Raw genomic sequence first — 18,671 nt, forward strand, 5'->3', positions numbered from 1 at the left:
ATCGTAAATGTCCCATTGCCTACATTCGTACCATTTATCGTTGCCGGCGATGCCGTGATACTCGTTACCACAGGAACGGTATTATCTATTGTGAATAGCGGAGAAATACCGTTAGCCGTAGGATTTAATTGATTAAGGGCATAATCAGTAATTGTGGTATTATTTACAGTTATTCCAATAGTACCATCACCAGTAATAATTGAAGAGCTGCCAAGAGTAACAGTATAATTAGATGGAGTATTTTGAGTAACCGAAATGCTTGGAGTATTAACTGTTCCAGTAGTATTTAAGGTTACTTTTGTATTATCAAATCCAATAACAGGTTCACTGAAAACAACTGTAAATGAAACTGTGTCGTCATTTGTAATAAAGTTGCTGCCATTTGTTACCGTATTGCGAGTAATAGACTGAACTTCTGGAGCAACATTATCAACAGTGAAAGCATTAGTTAATGATGCATTCCCAGTAAAATTCATATTATCAGTAGCTGAAACAGCAATATTCATTACAGTATTACCAGAACCAACAGTGTAGGTATAAGTATATAAATATGGATTTGAATTTGTTCCGCTTCCGGAAACACTTTGATAGGTAGGATAATATGAATTAGACGATTGGTCGGTAAGAACAACATCAGGATTGCCTTGAATACCGCTTACCTCAACAATATTGAATGTAATAGTAACAATGTCGCCTTGCTTCTTCCAAATTTGACCATTTGAAACACCATTAACAGCAATATTTGAAATAGTTGGGGCGCTACGGTCAGGGAGTGTCTTGGCAGAAGTGGATTGATTGAAGGCATCATTCCCAGCAATATCAAAAACTTCGTTATTCTTAAGAGAAATAGATATTGTTTCAACACCTTTCGGAGTTACATTGGTAGTAAAGAATGCTCTGGCTTGGGTAGCTCCAGCAAGCAGCGGGCTAGCAAAAGCAGGGTTGGAATTGTTTGGTTGTGTTACGTGTGTAATAGTTGCAGAAGTTACTGCACCATCGCTCCCAGTAACAATTATTGGAGTTTCGAAATCAGAAACTGTCAAAGCACCTGTACCGTCAGAGTTTGTATATACACCTTCATTAAATGTAATGTCGACAAAAAATCTATTAGTAGCACCAGAACCAACAGTAACGTTGCCCGATGCAGTAATTGAAGGCTTAACGCGGTCCACCACAACAAGGGTGCCAGAGCTTAAAGTAGTATATGTTGGTCCAGGATTGCTTGCTTCATCTGTATAGCTGGAAACATTTATACCAGCAGAGCCATCAGAAGCAGGAACGGTTTCTGTAATCGTTAATGTTGCGGTATAATTTGTAGTAGGAGCACCACCAGACACATTTGCCGAAGCCCCACCAATAGTAACAGTTGGCTGAGTGATTGGTTTTGATGCTTGCAGAGTTAGGGTTATAACCTCGCCAATTTTAGCGTATTTAGTTCCACTAACTTCATTCCCATTTGAAGTAATCGTACGTGTTGGAATTGATGGAGCAGATACATCATAAATTCGAGTTAATGTATTGGAAGCTGTATTTAGATTTCCAGGACAGTCATTTGCAACATTTTCAGGAATATCAAGGATTATTGAACCTTCTGTGGATGGAGTGACTGTAAATGTCCAGGTAATATTATCAGAGGTCGTAAAATTAGAGATTGAAGCTGTTGCTGTGCCTGTTTTAACAATATCAGAAACCTCAAAACCATCAACCTGTTCACTAAATGCAACGGTAACGCTAAATGGAGCATTAACATACGCGGTTGATGCAGAAGATAGAGTAACAGAAGGTCTAACATTGTCAACAGTAATGGAAGTAATACCAGTTGCAGATTGATTCAGATTACCTGCAAGATCTGTTGCAGAAATACTAATATTACAAATAAGTGCGTTAAGGTTATCGCTTGGGATATTCCATATATAAGTCCAAACTTTGTTGGTTGACTTGGTCATAGAAACATTTGTAATATTACTACCACTTCCAGCACCGTTGGTAATTGTAATTTTAGGAGGAATAGTTTCATTAATAGTATTGGCTTCGGTAAATGTTGCGGTAATAGTAAGAGTTCCGTCTGAATTGCGGACACAATTTGTATTCGAGAGGTTATTGGATAATTCAACTGTTGGTTGTATATTATCAACGATGTAGGAAGTAACCCCAGTTGGAGTTTGATTGTCATTGCCAGCGACATCTTCAGCTGAAATACTTACACTGCAAGTAAAGTCACCACTTGGGACAGTCCAGTCGTAATACCATTCTGAATTTGAGGTCTTGCTCATAGTAACATTTGAAATATCGTTCCCGCTGCCATTGCCATTAGTAATAGTAATTGTTGGTTCAGGAGATTCAGAAATAGGCGAAACATCAGTAAATGTTGCTATAATTCTGACGACTGTGCCTTGTTTTACTTCTTGTCTATTAGAAATATTATTAGAAAGCACAACTGAAGGCCCAGTATTATCGATAGTAAATGTACTACTCTCCTGAGATGATGTATTACCGGCGTTATCCACAGCTGTCAATTTAATTTTTGCAGCATTAGTATTAATATTTGGGACATTCCAAGAGAATGGACTTGTATTTGCAATATTGCTTTGAATTGTATTCCAATTATTTCCATCAAAATACTCAAGAGTGATTGGGCTTGATGCGAGGCCACTACCACCATCAGTAATATTAACAACGGTCCACTCAATATTATGTGAACCGGTTGCCCAAATTGTAGAGCTATTTGGAGTCGTAATAGTTCCAGAAGAAATGGAAGGAGGAGTTTTGTCGAATACAATTTGCAAAGAACCACCTGTTAGATCAGAATGAGTGAATGTGGCATTATTACCAGCTCGATCGATTACACTTATAGATAAAGCCATTGCTCCTTCTGTTTCTGAACCATCAGTTGTATAAGTAAGTGTATATGTCGAGTTAAAACCAGAATTTGGGTCAGCAGTCAAAGTTTTGCCGCCGATTGTTGCAGTATTAACAGCAACTGGCTCATTTGTTGCTAAGTTCACAGTAATTTGTTCACCAGAGCGAGCCCAGCGATCATTGCCAAATTCGGTAGTATTTGTAAGAGTTGTTACAGTTGGAGGAGCTTTATCAACAAGGACGGACGAAGCATCGGTTGTTGACGAAACTGCTGATGTATTTCCAGCAATGTCTGTTGCAGTTAAGTTGAAAGCAACTGTTCCATCCACATCGCTTGAAGCAACTGTATAAGCAATTTCCCAGGTATTGCCGCTTGGATTTGTTATTGAAGGAGAATTTGTAATAGCGTTTCCACCACTTGTTATAGAATTAGCATTCACTCCTGAGAGAGTTTCATCGGAAACAAGAGTGATTTTTATCTGATCACCCGATTTTGCTTTATCAGTTTGGGTTGCGTTATTGGACACAATAGAAACAGGAGAAATAACAGGCGCTTTGGTGTCGGTATAGACGGCTGTGTTGCCGTGAGTAGTAGGAGCTACGTTATTTGCTTCGTTGCCGGCTTCATCTATTCCATAAATAGTGATAGTTTCGGGTGTCGTACCGATCGCAGCAGCATCATAAACAATAGTACGAGTATATCTATAAGTGTTGCCAGAGACTAAAATAGTAAGTGCTGATGAAACATCGTTTGCTGTACCTTCGGAGTTAATTGTGATAGCAGGAGCAGAGGCAAGTGGTTCATTAGCCACAATTTTAATGTAGTAAGTACCAGCTTTCAAACGAGGATTTGTTCCAAGCGAAGCGGTTAAACTCAAATCTGAGAAATATTCAACGGTAAATGAAGGAGCCGAACAATCAATGTATCCAAGTTTTGCAGTAGTTGTCCCAGAAGTAATGTAGCTTGAAATATCAGGGTTACCTGTTTCGGGATTATCCAATTCACCTAATTGTGCGGTAACATTGTTTCCTGCAAGGTCTGTTGCTATAATTGTAATACGTTCTCGTTTAGTTCCATCTGTATTTGGATCATTGACAAAAATGCGGTTAATTCTAAAATTATTTCCACCGGCAGCAGTCGCGGTTACGTTATTGACGTCGTTTGAAGTACCCTGAGAATTTATTGTTACTATTGGTGCAGAAGCGAGAGGTTTTGAAGATGTTATTCTTAAATATGCAGCATTACTTGTGCTAAATTTTGCATTGTCTGGATATGAGACTGTAAGAGCAGTATTGTAGAAATATTGTAATGCAAAGGTTGGTTTTACACCATCAATCACAATAGCTTTTTGACCTGAGATAGAATTAGCCCCACCAACATCTGGAAGAGTAAGCACAGTAACAGGATTGCCATCAATATCAGTAATAGAAGCTGTTCCAGTTAATGACAAGGAACTTGTTGTTACATAATCCAAATCTGAATTATAGTCATTTTCCTGAACTACATAAACTAAATCGATATAGTTTTTACCGTCTGCAATAGTTTGAGAAGTATTGGTTGTTGCGTATCTATCAGTAGTTCCTGTTTCAAGTAAAAGTTGAAGATTGCCATCACCTGGATTGAAGGCTATTACTTTGCTGAAAGTAACTCTCACACTAATATTTGAACCAATTCCGTAGGTACCATTTGAGTTTGTAACTGTTACATTTTGTACGGTAGCAGCATTAGCGTTTTTGGTTTCTGTATCTTGGCCTGATGTAGATAAGTTACCAGCAGTATCGCGAAGAGTTACAGTGGATGTTATAGTTCCATCGTTTAGAGACGAAAGATTTAATCCGCTGATAGTTACAGGCGAAGCAGAAATAGTTTGATTAGTTTGGCTTATAGAATTTGTGCCATCGCTAATCGAATAATCGTAAGTAGCAATATCACCGCCACCGTGAGTGAAACTTAATGAAACATTAGTAACATTTGTTGCATTTATTATATTGCCATTATTCAAAGTAACAACAGGAGCATCTGGTGCAACAATATCAACGGCAAGAGGAGTAGCAAAAGTGCTACCTATTGTAGTATTTCCGGCAATATCAGTAAGAACAACCCGGAAATCTACACTTACGCCTGATGCCCAGCCGTTGAGTTCTTCTAAATCAGTATTTGCAGAACCAGAACGATTAACAGTTAATACCTTTGTATTGTTTATTTCGGAATTTAATATTGTATTAGTTAATGCCCCGACATTTACAAATTCATTTGTACCAACACGTGCTTGCAAAATTGCATTACCACCTTCAAGAGTCGCATCATTAGGAATATTAACAGTAACATCAACGCCAGTATTAGTATTATTGAAATAACCTGATACAATAGTTCCACCAGTAGCAGTACGTGAAGCAATATTTGCAGAAGCAGGCGAAGTTTGGTCAACAGTAATAGTGGTTGCTGCAGCAGTACCGGCAGTCTGATTTCCAGCTTTATCAGTGAGAACTGCACGGAATTCAAATACATCACCGTCAGCAAAGCTCGAAAGCGCTTCGAAAGTTGCATCATTTATTGTCAGAACTTTGTTAGCATTCAAATCAGTACCTTGAATAGTATAAGCAGTGCCGAGATTTAGCGGGGTAGTGAAGTTATCTCGACTTGCTTGAAGCTGGATAGAACCATCAATGAGTGAATTATCATTGGGAACAGGTACTGTTAACTCCAATCCTGTGTTAGTTGAATTCCAATATCCAGCAATAATTGTTCCACCAGTTGTAATAACTGACGAGATCTGAGAATTTGCAGGAGCGGTATTATCAATTGTAACGCTCGACGAATTTGTAGTAGTAGTAACTTGATTACCTGGGTTCCCGTAAATATCTGAATAATCTATAGTAAATGTAATTAAACCATCGTGATCGCTTGCGTGAACAGTAACCGTAGCGGTCCAGCTTGTTGGACCACCAGAAACATTTACACTGTTTGTTAAAGTTGTGTTGTTACTCTTCAATACTACTGTTGGAGTTTGAATATCAGAAGGAGCAACAATGGATAATGTAACAACATTCCCCGATTTTGCAAGAGTGTTAACGGTATTAGATGAAACGATTGTAACAGTAGTAAGCGACGGTGCTGTTTCATCACGCTTAATAGAATTGGATTCAGTGCCATTTGTTGAATTGCCCGCTGCGTCTGTTGTAACAGCACGGAAACGAATATATTTATCTTCATCAACAAGTGTGGTAAACTGTGCATCTGTCAATGTCTTATTAATATTAGTGCCTTGCTGCCCGTTTATGATATTATGAGTAGCTATATATGTAACATTTGCCCAGCTTGATGCATTAGAAGTAAATGCAGCATCATCTGCAGTCTGGTATTGAACTACGAAGTTGCCGCCTACAAGAGATGCATCATTTGCAAGAGGAATTGTAAGTTGCACTCCATCGTTGGTTGAATTGTAGCTATTGGCAACTACGGTACCATTCAAAGCAGTAAATTGCACCGCATCCTGCACTGGTGGAGTATTATCAATGCTAAAAGTATTGCTTGTTAGTACAAATGGTATTGCGTTATTACCAGCAGCATCAGTTGCTGTTATGCGAATACGAACATTTGGATAATCTCCTGAAGGAACCGTATATGTATATGTATAAGAATAAGGCTCACCAAGAGTACCGCTGCCAGTTCTATTTGTGAATGATGCAAAAGAACCACCCGCAATTGCAGAGCCATTGTTTTGCAAGATCTCTACTTGAGGATTGACCCCAGTTGCAAATCCACCAACTTCGGTAACAAAGAAAGTAATTGTAACAGTTGAATTTTCTTTTACAAAGGTAGCCCCATTATCACTAACAAGATAAATTAATGGAGGAGTTTGGTCGCGCAGAAGTTTCGAACCGGTTGTTTGAGTTGATTGCATTGCATTAGCAGCATCATCGTATATTGACAAGTTATTAGCAGGTGTAATGGTAATAGTTTCAACACCGTTTGGTGTTCCAGTAACATTAAAGAAAACGCGAACTGTTGTTTCTCCACCAGAAAGAGCACTTGCCGATGCATAATCTGTACTATTTGTTTGTCGGATACCAGCAATTGTTGCCCCTATGGCTGAACCATCTGTACCGGCAGAAAAAGTGATATTGAAATCTGAGACAGTTAAAGCACCCGTACCATCATTATTTGTAAATACTGGCTCACTGAAAGTAATATCGATATAATCTGTTGCACCATTAGAAGCTGCGCTAACATTAGACGAAGAAGAAATAGTTGGAAGTGTGATGTCTCGAAGTGTTGAGGACGATTCAGTACCATTAATTGAATTACCTGCAGCATCTGTTGTAACTGCACGAAAACGAATATATTTGCCCTCAGCGACTAAATTTTCAAATTCAGATGAAGTAATATCTTTGTCAATAGTAGTATTTGGTTCGCCACTCTGAATAGAATGCGTTGCTATTGCAGTAACATCAGTCCAAGAGGATGGATTTGTAGTAAATGCAGCATCATCAGCTGTTTGGAATTGAACTTTGAAGTTTCCTCCAACAAGAGTAGCATCATTTGCAAGAGTAACAGAAATTCTAAAGCCAGTGTTCGTTGAATTAAAATAGCTTGATCGGATAGTACCACCCAATGCTGCAACAGTTGGGGCATTTTGTGTAGGAGGAGTATTATCAAGATAGAATTTATGAGTAGTGGAACCTTCTGCATCAGCGAAGACATTACCAGCGAAGTCAGTAACTCTACGTTCAACGTAGTAAGTTGCATCGCCCGAAGAAATACTTATCGAATACGACCAGTTTGCCCAATCATCGGAGGTTGTTGCATTAACCCAGGTTTGAGTAGTTGCTGTTGTCCAATCATTGCCATCCCAGTAGTAATCACCGCCATCAAACGTTCCACTTAAGTTGTTATCCACCCAAATAGCAGTCTGAACAGATTGGACACCGGAATTTGGTGTGCCGGGATCACTTGAAGTGCCAGAAATAGCGGTAATAGATTTATGATAAGAGTTATTAGCAGGTGAAGAAATAGTTGCTGATGGGTTAGTATGATCAACAATATAGGTTTCACCAGTTGTAAATGAATAGCCAGAGCCAGAAGTATTATTTGCAGCATCAGTAACCGAACCGGTGAAATTGATTTTGATTTCGGCATTAAGCCCAGTAACATCAGCTGTTATGTCATATAAATCATGCGGATCGGCAACAATTGTCGGTGTTGCACCGGTAATTGAAGCACCAGTAATATCACCAGAAACTGATGCCAACTCAAAATCACCATTTGCAACGCTTGAGTTCGCAACAGGTTCGCTAAATTGGACTCGCCAAGTGAGGGAATTAGCATTTGTTTTCTGGGAAGCGGGTGTTTGCTTTACGATTGAGGAAACAGTCGGGCGAACACCATCTATTACAAGAGCCTTTTGTCCAGCAATAGAAGAAGCGCCACCAACAGCTGGCAAAGCAAGCACCGCATCATTTCCAGCAGCATCTTTTATTGTTGCATCATTTAGCAAAGTGAAAGCATTTGTTGTTGTATAATCAAGATCAGAAGAAATGTCCCCTTCTTGCACGGTATAGGTTAAATCAAGAGTAGTAGTGCTTGTCTGAGAAACGTTTGAGGTAGCAAATCTATCAGTAGTTCCTGTTTCAAGTTCTATTTGCATACTACCAGAGTTTGGAGTAAATGTGACAGGTTCGCTAAAAGTTACGCGAACATTGATTGAAGATCCTATTCCATAAGTTCCATCAGAAGTTGTGGAACTAACAGAAGAAATAGTTGCTGTTTGTCTATCAATTGTAAATACATTATTTTCAGTATGAGCAGAAGAAAGTTGAACACCGGCAGCACTAGTAAAATCAACAGGTATGGTTACTCCTATATTTGCTGCATATTGAGTAGAAGCTGTCGTTACACTATAAACAGCAGTATAAACGGTATTCGTGGCGTTCCAGTAGCCATATGAAAAAGTAAGAGTAGGGCTTACATCTGTTGAAAATGTAAGAGTACCAATAGCGGTTGGATCCATTTCTTCGCTGAAAGTAACAGCAACAGAAAATGTACTACCATTTTTGTTCAAGACATTTGGAGTAGCAACAACAGTTGTAACAGTAGGTGCAGTAGGAGTAGCTGTCGTAGCAAATTCTACCCAGGACGATGCGGCATTAATTGTATTAGCATTGTATGAGCGGAGTCCCCATTCATATTGAGTGCTTGCAGAAAAGCCCGAGTATTATAAAAGAATTAACATAGCCAATATCCAGAAGATCATAATTTGTAAGTATAGCACCATTTTTTATACGAACATCAAGATAATATCCTGAGGCGCCAGTTGCGTGTGTCCACGATATGTTTGCGGTATTGTTTGTAACAGTACCGTTGGTCAAACCTGATGGAGGAAGTAAATTAACTGTATTGATATAGCGTGGATTTAAAGTTGTTCCTGCTGAAGTCATATAATAGGCTGTTGTTCCATAATAATTATATTCAAACACATGGAATGAATAAACGTGCCCAGCAGTAAGTCCAGTAACGGTTAAAGTCCTTGCAGAACTTGTAAGCAATCCTACAACTTTATAATTCGCAAGGGTAGCATTAACCGAGGGAGCAGCAGAAAAATTAGAATTGGGTGAATATTCAGTATTAAGAGTGCTTAAGTAAGTTCTGACAGCATCCCAATCTGGTGTACCGTTATCAGTAGTATCACAAGCAACAACAATACGGCGATTTCCATTGCCATTGATCCAGGCAAGTGACAATGAAGTGGTTTGTACATTTGTTGTAGCAATATAGCGAGCTTGTGCTGTCGGTAATTGAGCTAAAGAAGGCTGAACGCCGACCAAATACGCCAAAGCACATAGTAAAAGGTAAAGAGTCTTTTTCATAAGAAGCTCCTGAAAATTTATTAATTATAAAAAAAATTACAATTAAAACGCAAAAAATATACCATTATGTAATAACTGAACAAACTACAAACAATAATTGTATAAATGTATAAAAAATAAAAATATTTTACAAGTTGATTAAATTAATTTGTGTTTTTTTATTATTTTTAATTGAGCAAATGTAAATAGTTGCTTTTTATGAATAAGCGTTGTAAGTGAACGTTTTTCTAATTGCTGGGTTTTTAATCCTTACTTTTATGGTAATGACATAATTCAAAAAACAAATAGAATTACAATCTATGTGAAAATAATCAACTTAAAACAAATTGTTAAGTTTGAACATAATAAATTGCTATATTTGTTAAGCGATATTTTGTAGTTTGAAAAAAAGGTTAATTATGTGTGGAATAGTTGGATACATTGGAGAACGTCAGGCGGTTGATGTGTTGGTAAATGGATTGAAAAGATTAGAATATCGAGGATATGACAGTGCAGGACTGAGTATTGTTTCAAATAATACTTTAATTACATACAAGAAGCAAGGAAAAGTTGCAGATTTAGAGACATTAATCGAAGGGAAAAATCATAGAAGCAACATAGGAATTGCCCACACACGTTGGGCTACTCACGGAGCACCAAGTGACATAAACGCCCACCCACATAGTGATAACAGTAAACGAATTTCTATTGTACACAATGGAATAATTGAAAATTATGGATTGCTGAAAAAAGCATTAATTAAGCGAGGATATTCGTTCCATACGGAAACCGATACAGAAGTGCTTGCTGTATTAATTGGTGCATTGTTCGAGCAAACAAACAATTTAGAACTGTCTGTGAGAAAGGCTCTATCGGAAGTAGTCGGGACGTTTGGTTTGCTTGTATTATCGCTGGATGAACCTGATAAAATCATAGCTGCTCGGCGTGGTAGCCCAATGGTACTCGGGATTGGAGATGGAGAATATATAATTGCAAGCGACGCCACGGCAATCATTCAATACACAAAGCAAGTAATTTACCTTTCAGACAATGAAATGGCAATAGTTACAAAAGATAATTTTGCTACAAAAACAATAGACAATATTGAAACCAACAATCAGATCCACCAGATAGAATTCGACTTGGAAGAACTTGAAAAAGGTGGGTTTGAACACTTTATGTTGAAGGAAATACACGAGCAACCCTACACAATTCAGAACGCATACAAAGGACGTTTACTTGCGGACAAAGGGAATGTAAAGCTTGGAGGATTGCGAAATGTTGCCGACAAACTCAGAAATGCGAAGCGAATAATATTTACAGCGTGTGGAACATCCTGGCATTCTGCATTGGTGGGAGAGTATATGTTGGAACAATTGGCAGGCGTTCCCGTAGAGGTCGAGTATGCATCGGAATTTCGCTATCGCAATCCAGTGCTATATCCTGATGATATTGTTTTTGCAATTTCGCAAAGCGGTGAAACAGCGGACACGCTTGCAGCAGTTTATGAAGCGAAGCAAAAGGGCTGCACAGTGCTGGGAATAGTGAATGTAGTTGGGAGTTCAATTGCACGCGAGACAGAGGCTGGGATTTATATTCACGCAGGTCCGGAAATTGGGGTTGCTTCGACCAAGGCATTTACTTCGCAGGTAATGGTACTTGCGCTGGTGGCACTATATCTTGGACGGATGAAAAACCTTTCTCAGCTTGATGGCAAGCGTATCGCAAATGAAATTATACAGCTACCTGATAAAATTAATCAAATATTGGGACAGTGCGAAGATATTAAGCAAATTGCGAAAAAATATATATATGCCAAAAATATACTTTATTTGGGACGTGGTTATAATTTCCCTGTTGCATTGGAAGGTGCATTGAAGTTAAAGGAAATATCATATATTCACGCTGAAGGTTATCCAGCGGCTGAAATGAAGCACGGACCGATAGCATTAATTGACGAGAATATGCCCGTTGTTTTCATTGCGACAAAAGATGAAATTTATCATAAAATCATATCAAATATTGAAGAAGTGCGGGCTCGAGGTGGGAAAGTTATTGCAATTGCAACAGAAGGCGACACACAAATAAAGCAATTTGCGAATGATGTGTTCTACATTCCTGAAACTATGCCTATGCTTACCCCAATTCTTTCGGTAGTTCCGTTACAATTGCTTGCATATTTCTTTGCAAAAGAATTGAGTCGCCCAATAGACCAACCTCGTAATTTAGCAAAAAGTGTAACAGTTGAATAGGATTAATTTATGCTATTACAAAAGCTTATAGCTATTTTTGGGATGCTACTGATAATGTTCATCGTATGGATAATGAGCGAGAATAAAAAGAAATTTCCCTGGAGAATTGTAATTTGGGGAGTAGCATTACAATTTATAATAGGCTCAATTGTACTTAATTTCCCTGCGGGTGTAGCTTTTTTCAAATGGTTCGGCGACCAGGTGGCGATATTTCTTGGATACAGCAACAAGGCAGCTGAATTTCTATTTGGTAATGTAATAAATCCAGATTTTGCAACTACTTTTGGCTTTCAGTTTGCAGTAGTGGTATCAGTTACAATAATATTTTTCTCGTCATTTGTTTCTTTGCTGTACCATTTTGGAGTGATGCAAAAAATTGTGCAGGGAATGGCTTGGGTAATGATGAAAACAATGGGGACAAGCGGGATAGAATCTTTATCGGGTTCAGCAAATGTATTTATGGGACAAACCGAAGCACCGCTTTTGATTAGACACTATATTCCGACAGCAACTCGCTCTGAGATTAATTCAATAATGGTATGCGGATTTGCTACGATAGCTGGCGGAGTGATGGCTGCGTTTGTTCAGATGGGTATTTCGGCAACAATTTTGATAACAGCTTCGTTGATTTCTGTTCCTGGCGGGTTGTATCTTTCGAAAATAGCAATCCCACCACAACAAGGGACGCAAACGATGGAAGACATCAAAAAAGCAAACATTCCAAAAGCTGAAAGCTCGCTTGTAGCGATAACAAATGGTGCATCTGATGGTATGAAGTTGGCACTCAACATAATGGCTATGCTCATAGCTTTTATTGCATTGATAGCAGTTATTGATGCTTTTATGGGATTTGTAAGTGTTCAGCTTACCCATATAGGAATATCTTGGTTTCCAAGTAGTTTGCGTGAGCTTTTAGGAATAGTTTTTCAGCCATTTGCTTATTTGGTAGGAATACCAGCAGAAGAAGCAAAAGTGTTCGGAAGTTTAGTAGGAACAAAGGTTAGTATAAATGAGTTCATTGCCTATTCTGACTTATCTGTGCTGATTCGGAATGGTACAATTAGCGAACGAACAGCAAAGTTGGCTGCTTTTGCATTGTGTGGTTTTGCAAATTTCAGTTCAATTGCAATACAAATAGGCGGGATTGGCAGTATGGCTCCCGAACGTAGAAACGAGATAGCTCAGCTTGGGTTACGAGCTATGATAATTGGAGCACTAACAAATATTATGACAACAATAATCGCAAGTATATTAATTTAGCTACTTCTTGATAGCATCACAATCGGCAAGTTTTAAATATTTTGATTGTGGGTATTCGCGTCGAAGCTGACTAAACAAACGTTCAGCTTCTTTTTTTTTGTTTTCAATACAGTAAACTTGTCCAAGACGCACGAGCGCTTTTTCTTTTATATCGTCAAATAACTCATCTGATGAAAGAACGTCTATCAAAAGTTTTTTCGCTGGTTCGAACATATTTTTAGCGATGTAGCATTCAGAAGAATAGTAAAGAAGTATCTGGTAGTCTTTTGCTTTTTTGTTGGTATTGGTAAGAAGTCGAGCAAAAATTTCGCATGCTTCATTGAATTTGCCGTCGTGGTAAAGGTCAATTGCTTGTTTTAGATCATCGTTCATTGCTTGAACGCTTTTGGTTATTTCCTTTGGTGGTATATAGTTGATGTCAATAAAAGTTGTATCGGAGAAGCGACTTTTGGTTTGGCTTACAACTGACTTACTTTTTGCAGTGGACTGATTGCGAGCACCAACTGGAGTGCAAGCAGCAAGAATTATTATTGATAGCAAGAAAAAAGTAATATTTTTCAAAGAGTAACTCCTTCTTTGAAAGAAAAATAATTTTAAATATAGTAAATATATCGAATTAAGCAAAAACAATATTGTAGAGTATTAAATTAATAATTCAAAAACATACAAAATTGTATTTTTGAAGCGTGGGAAAAAATCTTAATTTGCAAAATAATTTTAAAACATACTATGCAAAAAGATATTTTCGACAAAATCATTGTGTTTTTTGAAGGAATTCGCCAGCAAACAGGCGAATATCTGTATTTTGAAGAAATGCCACAGCAATCCGAAGGTATTGCTGTGTTGCCCACTCCAAAAACAGAGAGCCAGACAAGCAAGAAGATACAAGGAGAGGCAATTCATATAGAGGGAAGAAAAATTGAGAAAGTCAAGCAGACACAGACTGTTATTTCTGCACCGACCTTACTGGACGAAAAAGTTGCACCTGACTGGCAAAATGCTAAATCATTAGATGAGTTACTAAATAAAATCAAAGACTGCCAGAAATGCCCGCTTGGAATGATACGCACTAAGTTTGTTTTTGGCGAAGGCAATCCAAATGCAGATATTATGGTCATCGGCGAAGCTCCTGGTGCAGACGAGGACATACAAGGGCGACCATTTGTCGGAAGAGCTGGGCAGCTGCTGACAAAGATATTAGAATCGGTTGGTTTCAAAAGAGAGGATGTTTTCATTGGCAACATTAATAAATGTCGTCCCCCTGGAAATCGTGTCCCAGCAAAAAACGAAGTAGACGCGTGCGAGCCATTTCTTTTGAAGCAAATCGAGCTTATTAAGCCAAAGTTTATATTGGCACTTGGGCTAACAGCTGCAAACACGCTTCTGAAATCGAATTACAAAATGGGTGATATAAGAGGAAAGCTTTTTAATTATAATGGTATTCAGACACTGGTTACATATCATCCGGCAGCATTATTACGCAATCCTAATTGGAAGAAGCCAGTTTGGGAGGATATGAAATTATTAAGAAAATTGTATGATGAATACATAGAAAAATCTAAAAAGGAGTAAAATGAGAGTTGCAGTATTGTTTGGTGGAATTTCTACCGAAAGGAATGTATCAATAAGCGGTGGGCGAGCTGTTGTAGAAGCATTGCGTAGCCTTGGATATGATGTTGTCCCCGTAGACCCTGCTTTTGGAAAGAACGGACAAATAAAAGCAGAAGAGCACATAAACAACATTAATCATTTTAATACTTTGGAGGAGCTCAGTCAGTTTTCCCCAAAGTCAATTATCGAGTGCATTAATTCGGAAATATTCGATAATATTGATTGTGCATTTATTGTGCTGCACGGGAAATATGGCGAAGATGGCATAATTCAGTCATTGCTTGAATTGCGAGGTATTCCATATACGGGCAGTGGAGTGAAAGCGAATGCAATTTCGATTGACAAAGCTACAACAAAAAATTTAATGCTTGTTGCAGGAATTCCTATACCGTCTGGCACTTTGGTAAGTCCCGAAACGGCAAATGAATTCGAAGTAATAAAAGAAATCAGAAACGAATTTGGGAACGAACTTGTTATTAAGCCGAATGATCAAGGATCAACAATTGGGCTAACAATTGTGCGAGATGGAAATTTAGATGAGATTTCGTATGGAATTGCTGAAGCAGGGAAATACTGCCGAGATGTGCTTATTGAACAATATATTGATGGACGTGAAATAACCGTTGGAATTGTTGGGGACGAAGCGTTGCCAGTGATTGAAATAGTCCCGGAAAGCGGATTTTATGATTATGAACATAAATATACAAAAGGCAAAACGCAATATATTTGTCCAGCAGAAATTGATGAAGACGTAGCTGAATTTGCAAAAGGATTGGCAATTACAGCACATAATGTGATAGGGTGCAGAGGATTTAGTCGTGTTGATTTCCGATTGACAGATGATGGGCAGCCTTTTTTCTTGGAAATAAATACCGTACCAGGATTTACATCAACTTCATTGGTCCCGAAGGCAGCAAAGCAGCTTGGGATAGAATTCCCAGAGCTTTGCGATAGAATAATAAAGCTTGCATTGGAGAGATAAACAGATAATTTACATTAGAAAAAATATGGAGTAGTCTAAACTTAAACGTTCAGACTACTTTTTTTCCTTTTACAAAGACATTTTGAATATGATTAATTCCAAAATGATAGAATAAATCGGTGTATGAAGAAACGTCTGCAATGAGCAAGTCGGCTTGCTTACCAATTTCTAAACTTCCGACTTGCAAGCTAAGGCAAAGTGCAGCAGCAGCATTTAAAGTAGCCGCGGTGAGAGCTTCTTCGGCAGTCATTTTCATATTTATAACTGCAAGAGATAAAATCATTTGCATATTTTCGGTGAAACAGGACCCCGGATTGCAATCAGTTGCGAGAGCGACAATTGCACCGCTTTCGATTAATTTTCTTGCAGGAGCATACGGCAAACGTGTAAAATATGCTGTTCCTGGCAATAAAGTTGCAACAGTTCCAGCATTTTTCAAAGCAGAGATACCACTATCGGAAACAAAGAGCAAATGGTCGGCAGAGATTGCCCCAACTTCGGCAGCAAGTTCAGCAGCGGCAACGTTTGCGAGTTCGTCGGCGTGTGCTTTGATTTTCAGACCTAATTCTTTTGCACGTTTGAAAATTTTTCGTCCTTGTTCGATGGTATAGTAGCCTTCATCAACAAATGCATCGCAAAACGAAGCAAGCTGCTTTTCCGCCACTATAGGAAGCATTTCATTACAAATTAAATCCACATAAGCATCGCGATTGTTTGCATATTCGGGTGGGAAATCGTGAGCACCAAGAAATGTAGAAACAACGTTTTGATGAGCAATTTTTTTCAAAACAGCAATTGCTTCGAGCTGACGAATTTCGGGATCAAGCGAAAGCCCATAGCCACTTTTGATTTCAACAGTAGTTGTGCCATATCGTAGAGCAGAATTTGCAAGATTCAACCCATTTTCAATAAGTTCGTTTAAACTAGCTTCGCGAGTTGCTTTCATTGTGGTTAAAATTCCACCACCTTCTTGGGCAATTTGCTGATAAGTAACTCCTCGAAGTCGTCGTGCAAATTCAAACGAGCGGTTTCCTGCAAAAACAAAGTGGGTATGTGAGTCAACAAATCCCGGTAGAACAGTTTTCCCTAAAGCATCGATTGTTTCGTTTATCTGAATATGATTATTGTAAATAAAACGTAAAGCATCATCAGTTTTGCCAACGAATAGGATTTTCTCATCGAAAATAATTGCACCACTTTGAATTTCACCAATATTGTTCATTTCTTCGCCGCGTTTGTAAGGTTTTCCATCGGCGTTGATTGTTACAAGCGATGAGATATTTTTTATTAAAGTAGCCATCTATAGTTCCTTACAAAAATTAAAAATCAGAAACATCAATATTACTTTGATATGGAGGTTCTTCATATTGATAAGCAAGATTGCCGAATTGAGCAAAATCTTTAACAAAAGCAAGGCGCTTGATTCCGGTTGGACCATTACGTTGTTTGCCGATAATTATCTCGGCAGTATTTTCTGTTGGCGAACCATCTTCATATTTCATTATTTTATATACTTCGGGGCGGTTAATGAACATTACGACGTCGGCATCTTGTTCGATTGAACCGGACTCACGAAGATCGCTTAGCATAGGACGCTTATCGGCACGATTTTCCACTAAACGATTGAGCTGCGCAAGAGCAATAATTGGAATATCGAGTTCCTTTGCCAAATTTTTCAAAGATTGAGAAATAATTGAAATTTCACGCTCTCTGCTTTCAGCTTTTGGAGGATGAATAAGTTGCAAATAGTCGACAACGAGCAGTTTAATATTATGTTCATATTTCAAGCGTCTGGCTTTTGCACGAAGTTCCATTATAGGCAGTCCGGCAGTGTCATCAATAAAGAGTGGAGCATCGGCAAGTTTTCCCAGAGCACTGATAATTTTTGTATTTTCTTCGGAGGAAATTCTGCCCGTACGAAGCTTTTGCTGGTTTATTTTAGCTTCTGCGGAAATCAACCTGAGAACGAGCTGTATAGCAGTCATTTCGAGCGAAAAGAAAGCAACAGGTAATTTCTCATCGACAACAATATTGCGAACCATTGATAGAGCAAAAGCCGTTTTACCCATAGACGGACGAGCAGCAATGATAATTAAGTCTGAGTTTTGCAAACCACCAAGCATTTGGTCAAGTTCGATGAATCCGGTAGGCAGTCCGCTAAGTCCATCGCTTGAGCGCTGGGAAATGCGAACAATCATCTCGTATGCTTGATGAGCAAGAGTTTTCATAGAAGAATAATTTTTGTGAAGGAGTTTTTCGGCAATCGAAAATATTTGGGCTTCAGCGGAATCAATTTCTTCGAGTGCGTCGGTTGCTTCGCTATAAGCATTTTTCAGAATATTGCCGGCAACTTCGATTAATCGTCTTTTAAGATATTTTTCTTGAACAATACGAGTATGGTTATCAATAAGCGCTGCTGTTGGAGTAAGCGAGCTAATTTCGGAAAGATACTGAACGCCGCCAACTTCGTCGAGTACACCACGGCTTTTAAGGTGCTCTTTTAGCGAAATCAAGTCGCCGTTTAGACCCTTTTCGTTTAAATTAATTAATGCTTCGTAGATAATTTTGTGGCGTGGGTCGTAGAAAGAATTAGGTTCAAGCAAAGATTGAGCACGAGAAATAGCTTCGCGGCTTAGCATCATTGCACCTAAAACAGCAATTTCAGCTTCACGAGAATGTGGCGGAATATTTGCACTTATGAAATTTGGAGCTTCGTCCAATTTCTTTATGTTTTTTCTTTTTGCTTCCATCTTTTTTTAGTTGATTATTTTCAATAGCAAAAATATTAATTATGAATTAATAATTGGGCTTAAAATTATAAAATAATTGTAAACATAGTTTTCCACAACTAAATATTATTT

10 protein-coding genes are annotated in these 18,671 nt (G+C 38.4%); 5 read left to right on the forward strand and 5 right to left on the reverse strand.

Features of this window, described 5'->3' with window-relative positions:
• Positions 1 to 8,921 (reverse strand): beta strand repeat-containing protein (locus tag AC6QZF_RS01150; RefSeq protein ID WP_499798050.1); only part of this gene is annotated, 8,921 nt, incomplete at its 3' end.
• On the opposite strand from AC6QZF_RS01150, the gene AC6QZF_RS01155 reads away from it, so the two are divergent.
• A complete protein-coding gene (locus tag AC6QZF_RS01155; protein ID WP_499798051.1) occupies positions 8,914 to 9,051 on the forward strand; it encodes a hypothetical protein in 138 nt (45 codons plus the stop codon). The genes AC6QZF_RS01150 and AC6QZF_RS01155 overlap by 8 nt on opposite strands.
• On the opposite strand, the gene AC6QZF_RS01160 is transcribed toward AC6QZF_RS01155, so the two are convergent.
• Positions 9,043 to 9,726: a hypothetical protein gene (locus tag AC6QZF_RS01160; protein WP_499798052.1), complete on the reverse strand. Its 684-nt coding sequence runs from the start codon at positions 9,724 to 9,726 to the stop codon at positions 9,043 to 9,045. The genes AC6QZF_RS01155 and AC6QZF_RS01160 overlap by 9 nt on opposite strands.
• 398 nt (positions 9,727 to 10,124) lie before the next feature.
• On the opposite strand from AC6QZF_RS01160, the gene glmS reads away from it, so the two are divergent.
• Both glmS and AC6QZF_RS01170 read left to right on the forward strand, forming a co-directional pair.
• Positions 10,125 to 11,957 (forward strand): glutamine--fructose-6-phosphate transaminase (isomerizing), encoded by a 1,833-nt coding sequence (gene glmS / locus AC6QZF_RS01165; RefSeq protein ID WP_499798053.1) that lies wholly within the window; start codon positions 10,125 to 10,127, stop codon positions 11,955 to 11,957.
• A gap of 9 nt (positions 11,958 to 11,966) precedes the next feature.
• Positions 11,967 to 13,217, forward strand: a complete 1,251-nt coding sequence (locus tag AC6QZF_RS01170; RefSeq protein WP_499798054.1) for a NupC/NupG family nucleoside CNT transporter — start codon at positions 11,967 to 11,969, stop codon at positions 13,215 to 13,217.
• Here AC6QZF_RS01170 and AC6QZF_RS01175 read toward each other — a convergent pair whose 3' ends face one another.
• Complete coding sequence (locus tag AC6QZF_RS01175; RefSeq protein ID WP_499798055.1) at positions 13,218 to 13,778, reverse strand: tetratricopeptide repeat protein; 561 nt, start codon at positions 13,776 to 13,778, stop codon at positions 13,218 to 13,220.
• Between the two features lie 168 nt (positions 13,779 to 13,946).
• On the opposite strand from AC6QZF_RS01175, the gene AC6QZF_RS01180 reads away from it, so the two are divergent.
• Together AC6QZF_RS01180 and AC6QZF_RS01185 are read left to right on the forward strand one after the other, a co-directional pair.
• Positions 13,947 to 14,789: a uracil-DNA glycosylase gene (locus tag AC6QZF_RS01180; RefSeq protein WP_499798056.1), complete on the forward strand. Its 843-nt coding sequence runs from the start codon at positions 13,947 to 13,949 to the stop codon at positions 14,787 to 14,789.
• 1 nt (position 14,790) lies between these two features.
• Positions 14,791 to 15,810, forward strand: a complete 1,020-nt coding sequence (locus AC6QZF_RS01185; RefSeq protein WP_499798057.1) for a D-alanine--D-alanine ligase — start codon at positions 14,791 to 14,793, stop codon at positions 15,808 to 15,810.
• A gap of 49 nt (positions 15,811 to 15,859) precedes the next feature.
• Here AC6QZF_RS01185 and hutI read toward each other — a convergent pair whose 3' ends face one another.
• Positions 15,860 to 17,110: an imidazolonepropionase gene (gene hutI / locus AC6QZF_RS01190; RefSeq protein WP_499798058.1), complete on the reverse strand. Its 1,251-nt coding sequence runs from the start codon at positions 17,108 to 17,110 to the stop codon at positions 15,860 to 15,862.
• Between the two features lie 19 nt (positions 17,111 to 17,129).
• Complete coding sequence (gene dnaB, locus AC6QZF_RS01195; protein ID WP_499798059.1) at positions 17,130 to 18,560, reverse strand: replicative DNA helicase; 1,431 nt, start codon at positions 18,558 to 18,560, stop codon at positions 17,130 to 17,132.
• Between the last annotated feature and the right edge of the window lie 111 nt (positions 18,561 to 18,671).

Source organism: Eximiradius sp. (genome assembly GCA_937127445.1).
GTDB lineage: Bacteria > Bacteroidota > Ignavibacteria > Kapaibacteriales > UBA2268 > JAKIZO01.

What these genes read in the sequence shown, in the direction of transcription:
- dnaB (WP_499798059.1), bottom strand. Translation starts at nt 18,560, where the DNA reads ATGGAAGCAAAAAGAAAAAACATAAAGAAATTGGACGAAGCTCCAAAT.
- AC6QZF_RS01185 (WP_499798057.1), top strand. Translation starts at nt 14,791, where the DNA reads ATGAGAGTTGCAGTATTGTTTGGTGGAATTTCTACCGAAAGGAATGTA.
- glmS (WP_499798053.1), top strand. Translation starts at nt 10,125, where the DNA reads ATGTGTGGAATAGTTGGATACATTGGAGAACGTCAGGCGGTTGATGTG.
- AC6QZF_RS01170 (WP_499798054.1), top strand. Translation starts at nt 11,967, where the DNA reads ATGCTATTACAAAAGCTTATAGCTATTTTTGGGATGCTACTGATAATG.
- hutI (WP_499798058.1), bottom strand. Translation starts at nt 17,110, where the DNA reads ATGGCTACTTTAATAAAAAATATCTCATCGCTTGTAACAATCAACGCC.
- AC6QZF_RS01180 (WP_499798056.1), top strand. Translation starts at nt 13,947, where the DNA reads ATGCAAAAAGATATTTTCGACAAAATCATTGTGTTTTTTGAAGGAATT.
- AC6QZF_RS01160 (WP_499798052.1), bottom strand. Translation starts at nt 9,726, where the DNA reads ATGAAAAAGACTCTTTACCTTTTACTATGTGCTTTGGCGTATTTGGTC.